This is a genomic window from Mycobacterium sp., assembly GCF_049673265.1.
GTDB lineage: Bacteria > Actinomycetota > Actinomycetes > Mycobacteriales > Mycobacteriaceae > Mycobacterium.
Map to the genome: position 1 here is coordinate 1 of NZ_JBATXN010000402.1, position 6,817 is coordinate 6,817.

At 67.4% G+C, this 6,817-nt stretch carries 6 protein-coding genes and 2 pseudogenes; 7 read left to right on the forward strand and 1 reads right to left on the reverse strand.

What is annotated here, in order from left to right:
• Positions 1 to 173 (forward strand): annotated as a pseudogene (locus WBF82_RS13825) (hypothetical protein); the annotation flags it as partial.
• A 10-nt stretch (positions 174 to 183) separates the two neighbouring features.
• Here the strand turns inward: WBF82_RS13825 and WBF82_RS13830 are convergent.
• Positions 184 to 1,518 carry a DUF349 domain-containing protein gene (locus WBF82_RS13830; protein WP_424383573.1) on the reverse strand — a complete coding sequence of 445 codons (1,335 nt, stop codon included), beginning with the start codon at positions 1,516 to 1,518 and terminating at the stop codon, positions 184 to 186.
• Between the two features lie 377 nt (positions 1,519 to 1,895).
• Between WBF82_RS13830 and WBF82_RS13835 the strand changes: the two genes are divergently transcribed.
• The 6 genes and pseudogenes from WBF82_RS13835 to WBF82_RS13860 form a co-directional block, all read left to right on the forward strand.
• Positions 1,896 to 2,798, forward strand: a complete 903-nt coding sequence (locus WBF82_RS13835; protein ID WP_424383574.1) for a DMT family transporter — start codon at positions 1,896 to 1,898, stop codon at positions 2,796 to 2,798.
• A gap of 76 nt (positions 2,799 to 2,874) precedes the next feature.
• Positions 2,875 to 3,783: a DMT family transporter gene (locus tag WBF82_RS13840; RefSeq protein ID WP_424383575.1), complete on the forward strand. Its 909-nt coding sequence runs from the start codon at positions 2,875 to 2,877 to the stop codon at positions 3,781 to 3,783.
• A gap of 18 nt (positions 3,784 to 3,801) precedes the next feature.
• Positions 3,802 to 4,488, forward strand: coding sequence for a hypothetical protein (locus tag WBF82_RS13845; RefSeq protein ID WP_424383576.1), 687 nt, complete (start codon positions 3,802 to 3,804; stop codon positions 4,486 to 4,488).
• Entirely contained in the window at positions 4,485 to 5,390 is a 906-nt protein-coding gene (gene miaA, locus WBF82_RS13850) for a tRNA (adenosine(37)-N6)-dimethylallyltransferase MiaA (RefSeq protein ID WP_424383577.1), read from the forward strand. The genes WBF82_RS13845 and miaA overlap by 4 nt, the downstream gene beginning before the upstream one ends.
• A gap of 330 nt (positions 5,391 to 5,720) precedes the next feature.
• Positions 5,721 to 6,593 carry a diaminopimelate epimerase gene (dapF, locus tag WBF82_RS13855; RefSeq protein ID WP_424383578.1) on the forward strand — a complete coding sequence of 291 codons (873 nt, stop codon included), beginning with the start codon at positions 5,721 to 5,723 and terminating at the stop codon, positions 6,591 to 6,593.
• A 45-nt stretch (positions 6,594 to 6,638) separates the two neighbouring features.
• A pseudogene (locus tag WBF82_RS13860) lies at positions 6,639 to 6,817 on the forward strand (GTPase HflX); the annotation flags it as partial.

Below are 6,817 nucleotides of genomic sequence, written 5' to 3' on the forward strand. Positions count from 1 at the left end.
GCCTGGTACTGGCCTGGATCACCATCATCGCGTTGACGTTTCACTGGGCCCGGGTGGTGTGGTCGCGCACGATCGTGCAACTTGCCGCCGACGAACAGCGCCGTCGAGCCGCCGCGCACCGCCAATCCCGAACACTGCTGGAATCCCTCGAAGACGAGGATCCTCCCGAATAGCTGCTCGCTCTTAGGGCTTGCGGGACAACGCATCCGCGGCGGCGTCGGCCCATTGCCGCCACTGGTCGGCATTGGCCTTGGCCTCCTCGGCTTCCTTGCTGCGACCGGCCGCCTCCGCTTTTTGGGCCTGGCGTTCGAACTGCTCGGCCCGCGCTTGGAACTGCTCGGCGCGGGCCTGAGCCTGTGGGTCTGACCAGTCCGATTCGCCGGCGTCGCGCACCTTCTTCTCGACGGCCCGCAGCCGCCGCTCGAGCTCGGCGGACCGCTCCCGCGGCACTTTCCCGATCGCATCCCATTTCTCGGAGATCGACCGCAGCGCCGACCTGGCCGCCTCGTGATCGCTCGTATCGAGCTTTTCCGCCTCCGCCAACAGCGCTTCTTTCGCGGTGGCGTTCGCCTGCAGCTCGCTGTCTCGCTCGGCGGTCGCAGCATTGCGTGCCTTGAAAAAGGTGTCCTGGGCGGCCTTGAAGCGGCGCCACAACGCATCGTCGACGTCGCGGGCCGCACGTCCGGCGGCCTTCCAGTCGGTGAGCAGCTTGCGGAACTCGGCGCTGGTCGGACCCCAGTCCGTCGAATCGACGAGCTCTTCAGCCTGCACGCACAGCCGCTCTTTGGCCTCGCGGGCGCCCGCCCGCTCGCGGTCCAACTCCGCGAAATGGGATCCGCGTCGCCGGTTGAAGGTTTCCCGCGCAGCCGAGTAGCGCTTCCACAGGGCATCGTCGGTCTTGCGATCCAGGCCGCTGATCGTCTTCCATTCGTCGAGGATCGCGCGCAGCCGGTCGCCCGCCGCCTTCCACTGCGTCGAGGTGTTGGCCAGCTCCTCGGCTTCGGCGGCCAACGCTTCCTTGCGTGCGGTCTGGCTGGAGCGATGCTCTTCGCGACGGGAGCGATCGGCGGCCGCGGCCGCTTCGGCCCGCTCCGCAATAACGTTAAGCCGGGCCGCCAGCGCGTCGATATCTCCGAGCACATGCGCATCCGGCAACGTTTCTGCCAGACCGGCCGCGGTGGCTTTGATTTTGCGAGCGTCGCCGGTGCCCGAAGCCAGCCGCTCTTCCATCAGCGCGACCTCGGTGCTCAAGTCGTCGAATCGCCGACCGAAATGCGCGAACGCCGCTTCGGCGTCGCCGGCCTGCCAGGACCCGATGACCCGCTCGCCGGCCGCGGTGATCAGCCATACCGTCCCGTCGGCGTCGACTCGGCCGAATCGGTGCGGATCATTGGCCAGCGGTGCTGCAACTGGGTGAGGGTGGGGACGGGATGTTGGTCTGGGCCCGGGCCGCGGTCCCGGCCTTGGAACCGGGCCCGGCGTGGGCCGGGGTTCGTTCTGAGGCTCGTCAGGCGTCATGAGCTGCCATCACCTACCCTTCGCGCGGTTATTAGCCGCGCACCTGCCGCGCATTGCGGCGCCGCCAACTGCACTTGCGGGACGAAGCCCAGGGCACTCCCGTCTGGATCTCACCAGTATTGAAGCAGCTTGTTGAGCGGTGCGGTCCCAGTTGGCTTAGCAGCCGCTCCAGGGCCCGGTTATCGGCTCGGAGCGTCAGCACGAATTGCCCCTTGTTCGTGAAACAATCTGCTCTTCCGCGCGTGTAATTGCGGCGAGTTGACTAGCCGACGTCGGCGCACGCCGTCAGCGCCATAGGCTGTTTCGTGGAAACTGTTGGTTAATACTCGGTGTTGGGTAACCGAACGCGGACCGGTCGTGGGACGAGGAGATCGTGGATGTCGAAAGCGGATTTCGCGGCGTTGATCGCGCTGTGCGCCGCGCTGGCCTCCGCGATCGGCGACGTCGTGCGACAGCGTTCGGCTCAAGAGGTCACCGATAAGCAGGTCGGTCACCTCGAGCTCTTCCGCTTGTCGTTGCGTGACACCCGCTGGTGGCTTGGCGGCGTCGGCGCGATTGCCAACTACAGTCTGCAAGCCGGCGCGCTGGCGTTGGGCTCGGTGATGATGGTCACGGCGTTGCAGGTGACATCGCTGCTGTTCGCGCTGCCGATTTATGCGCGGCTAGCCCATCACAAGGTGACCCGGTGGGAATGGATGTGGGCGGCCCTGTTGGCTGCCGCGCTTGCGGTGGTGGTGACCGTAGGCGACCCGGATCCCGGCCACTCGCGAGCTTCGCCGGCGACATGGCTGGCGGTTGCCGTCGTGATGGGTCCGATCTTGGTGCTGTGCGTGCTGGGCGCGCGGGTCTGGTCGGGCGGACCGGCCGCGCCGGTGCTGCTGGCGGTGGTGGCCGGCTCGTCGCTGGCGTTGTTCGCGGTTCTGACCAAGGGCGCCGTCGGGGCGGTTTCGGGCGGCTTCGGGGCATTGTTGCGGGCGCCCGAAGCCTACTGTCTGATACCGGCGGCGCTGGCGGGGATGATCTTTCAGCAGTCGTCGTTCCGCGCTGGCGCGTTGACCGCCTCGCTGCCGACGGTGACCGTCGCCAAGCCGGTGGTGGCGTCGCTACTCGGGGTCTTGGTGCTCAATGAGACGTTGAACACCGACGGTCCCAAGGTGTTTGCGCTGATCGCCGCCGCGGTGCTGGTGGTCGTCTCGACAGTCGCCCTGGCCCGCGGGGAGGCGGCCAGCATTGCGGCCGGCGCCGGGCGTGACATCGTGGCCGCCGGGAAGGTGCTGTAGAAACGCGCCGTCTTCGTTGCTCAACTCAGTAGCGTGTCCATGGAAGAGTTGGCCGAGAGTCGGGAGGAGGCCGCCCATGGACGGCGCAGACGTCGCCGCTGTGCTCCTGGCTTTGGGAGCCGCGTTGGTATCGGCCATCGGATCGGTGATTCGGCAGCGTTCGGCGCATGAGATCGTCGACAAACAGGTCGGTGCATGGGAGTTGTTCCGCCTGTCGGTGCGCGATGCCCGGTGGTGGTGGGGCGCAGTGGCCGCGGTGGCCAATTACGCTTTCCAGGCCGCGGCGTTGAGCCTGGGCTCAGTGATGCTGGTGACCGCGTTGCAAGTGACGGTGTTGCTGTTCGCTCTGCCGATTAATGCGCGGATCACCAATCATCGGGTAACCGCGTGGGAATGGGTTTGGGCAGCGGCCCTGGCCGCCGCGGTGGCGATCGTCCTCATGGTGGGCAATCCGACATCCGACCAGCAGCGGGCCTCTTGGGCAACCTGGGCGGTGGTTCTCATGGTGATGGGCCCGGCATTGGTGTTGTGCGTGCTTGGCGCCCGCATCTGGTCGGGGGCAGTTGCTGCGGTGTTGCTGGCAGTGGTGGCGGGCTCGTCGCTGGCATTGTTTGCGGTGCTGACCAAAGGTGTCGTCGACGCCGCACACGGCGGCTTGGGCGAATTGGTGCGGGCGCCGGAACTGTATGCCTGGCTCGGAGTTGCGCTGGCGGGCATGGTGTTTCAACAAGCGTCGTTTCGCGCTGGCCCCCTCACCGCGTCGTTGCCGACAATGACGTTGGCCAAACCGGTGGTGGGCTGGATCTTGGCGATCACCGTGCTCTCCGAGGAGCTGCGCGTCAGCGACGAGACATTGTTTGTCTTGCTGGCGGCGGTGGTGCTGATGGTCGTGTCAACCGTGGCGCTGGCCCGGGGCGAGGCCGCCACGATGGAAGCGCTCAACCGGCGACGCTCGAAAGCCACCGCGCAACCCTTGGCGTCGTAGGAACGCTAGTTTGATGGCGTGTTGAGCACCATCGCGATCATCCCGTCCGCGCCGGTGCTGGTCCCCGAGCTTGCCGGAGCGGCGGCCGACGAGGTGGCTGAACTGCGGGCGGCGATGCTCGCCGCTGTCGCCGCGCTGCCGCCGCGCATCGTGGTCATCGGGGTCGGAACTGAGGACGTCGTCGTCGGCGCGGAAAACGTCGGTACCTTCGCCGGTTTCGGCGTCGACCTGCCGGTGCGGCTGTCGCCGCGGGCCACCGGCCCGGTGGTCGAGCTGCCGCTGTGTGCGCTGATCGCCGGGTGGGTGCGGGCTCAGGCCCAGCCGAATGCGCGCGCCGAGGTTCGGGTCTTCGCCAGGCATCACGATGCGACGACTGCGCTGGCCCGTGGCAGACAACTGCGCAGCGAGCTGGATCAGTCGGGCGAGCCGACGGGTGTGCTCGTCATCGCCGACGGCGCCAACACCTTGACCCCAGCCGCCCCGGGCGGCCATCAACCCGCCGACGTCGATATTCAGTGCGCCCTGGACGACGCGCTGGGCGGCGGCGACGTGGCCGCGCTGACGCGGCTGCCCGGTCAGGTCGTGGGGCGGGTGGCCTTCGGTGTGCTGGCGGGTCTGGTGCAGCCGGCGCCGCGGTCGGCCAAGGAGCTTTACCGGGCGGCGCCCTACGGCGTCGGGTACTTCGCCGGCGTCTGGCAGCCGTGAGGCCACTGGCGATCGTCGGCCCGACGGGCACCGGTAAGTCGCAGTTGGCTCTCGACGTCGCCGAGCGGCTCGACGCGGAGATCGTGAACGCCGACGCGATGCAGTTCTACCGTGGAATGGACATCGGCACCGCGAAATTGCCTGTCGCGCAACGGCGTGGCATCCGGCATCACCAACTCGACGTCCTCGACGTCACCGAGACCGCGACCGTCGCCCGCTATCAGACGGCGGCCGCCGGCGATATCGAGGCGATCGCGGCCCGGGGCAAGGTGCCGGTGCTGGTGGGCGGATCGATGCTCTACATCCAATCGCTGCTCGACGACTGGTCGTTCCCGACGACCGACCCGGCGGTACGGGCGAAGTGGGAGCGGCGCCTCGCCGAGATCGGCGCAGATCGTCTGCACGCCGAACTGGCCGCTCGCGATTCGACCGCCGCGGCGTCAATCCTGCCGACGGACGGTCGGCGCATTGTGCGGGCGCTGGAGGTGGTGGAGCTCACCGGTCAGCCGTTCGCCGCGTCTGCGCCGGCCATCGGCACGCCCCGCTGGGACACCGTGATCGTCGGATTAGACTGTGGCACTGAGCTTCTCGACGAGCGACTGGCCCGCCGCACTGACACGATGTTCGCCGACGGTCTGGTCGACGAAGTGGTCATGCTGCTTGATCGTGGACTACGCGACGGCGTCACTGCATCGCGGGCGCTGGGCTACGCGCAGGTGATCGCTGACCTGGACGCCGGCGGAAACGGCGACGCCGCACGCGAACCGACGTTCATCGGCACCCGCCGCTATGTACGGCGCCAGCGGTCGTGGTTTCGCCGTGATCACCGGATCCAGTGGCTGGATGCCAGTGCCTCTGACAATGCGGATGCGGCTGTGCGCGCCTGGCGGCACGAATCCTGAGCTGGCGACGGCCGCGCAACGACGGATCTTGGCGTTGCGCGTGCGAGTCTTCCGCTTTGCGTGCCGCCCTGCCATCGTCTCGCCTCCTACCCGAGGCCATGCGGATTAAGTCGCGTTCAGCTCCCGGCCTAAGCTACTGGACGCATGTGGAATAGAAAATAGCTACACCGATTTTTTGTCCAAGTTTCTGGAGGCTTCCTCTGGGGCGGTGTTCGTGCTGGTCACGCGCCTTTGGCAGCATGATGTGCTGGTAAGTGTCACGCGCTGCGAGCACCCGCGGACGACTCTCCGACAGTATCCTGAGCAGGTGATCCGTAGCGAGTGGCGCAGATGATTTTCGCCAAAGGCCATGGCACCCAGAACGACTTCGTGTTGCTGCCCGATCTCGACGCCACGCTGACGTTGACGCCCGAAGCGGTGTCCGCTTTGTGCGATCGGCGCCGTGGACTCGGGGCCGACGGGGTACTGCGGGTCACCACAGCAGGCGCTGCGCTGGCCGCGGGCGTGCTTGATCGGGTTCCCGACGGTGTGAGCGTCGACGACTGGTACATGGACTACCGCAACGCCGACGGGTCGACGGCACAGATGTGTGGCAACGGCGCGCGGGTGTTCGCGCATTACTTGCGCGCCAGCGGATTGGAATGCCGTGACGAGTTCGTCGTCGGGTCACTCGCGGGCCCGCGACCCGTCGTGCTGCACCGCGTCGATGCGGCCAATGCCGACGTGAGCGTGGACATGGGAAAGACCAACACGTTGGGGAAGGGGCAGGCGGTGGTGGGTGGCCGCTCCTTCAGCGGGCTGGCGGTCGACGTCGGCAACCCGCACCTGGCGTGCGTCGACCCGGAGTTGACCCTCGAAGCGCTGGCGGCACTCGACGTCGCGGCGCCGGTAACGTTCGACGAAGCGCAATTCCCGGACGGGGTCAACGTCGAGGTTCTGACCGCGCCGGCCGACGGCGGGGTCAGCATGCGTGTCCACGAGCGTGGGGTGGGCGAAACCCGTTCGTGCGGCACCGGCACCGTTGCCGCGGCGGTCGCCGCTCTGTCGTATGCCGGTGCGGCCAACGGCACGCTCACCGTGCGGGTTCCGGGCGGCGACGTCGTCGTCACAGTCACTGACGCGACCAGCTACCTGCGTGGGCCGTCGGTGCTGGTGGCCTTAGGCGAACTCAGCGAGGAATGGTGGCGGGCAGCACAGTGTTAATTCGGATGCATGTCGCCGCTTTGGCGTGCACCATCTAAGTTGCCTATGACATATCCAGAATTTCCTGACCAATTGCCACCCAGCACGGGGGAACTCGCGCTTGACGACCGTTCGGCGCTTCGCCGCGTCGCCGGCCTATCCACCGAACTCGCCGACGTCTCCGAGGTCGAGTACCGGCAACTGCGCCTCGAGCGCGTTGTGCTGGTCGGCGTGTGGACCGAAGG

Coding starts and splice junctions, on each gene's coding strand:
- WBF82_RS13830 (WP_424383573.1), bottom strand. CDS start 1,518: ATGACGCCTGACGAGCCTCAGAACGAACCCCGGCCCACGCCGGGCCCG.
- WBF82_RS13835 (WP_424383574.1), top strand. CDS start 1,896: ATGTCGAAAGCGGATTTCGCGGCGTTGATCGCGCTGTGCGCCGCGCTG.
- WBF82_RS13840 (WP_424383575.1), top strand. CDS start 2,875: ATGGACGGCGCAGACGTCGCCGCTGTGCTCCTGGCTTTGGGAGCCGCG.
- dapF (WP_424383578.1), top strand. CDS start 5,721: ATGATTTTCGCCAAAGGCCATGGCACCCAGAACGACTTCGTGTTGCTG.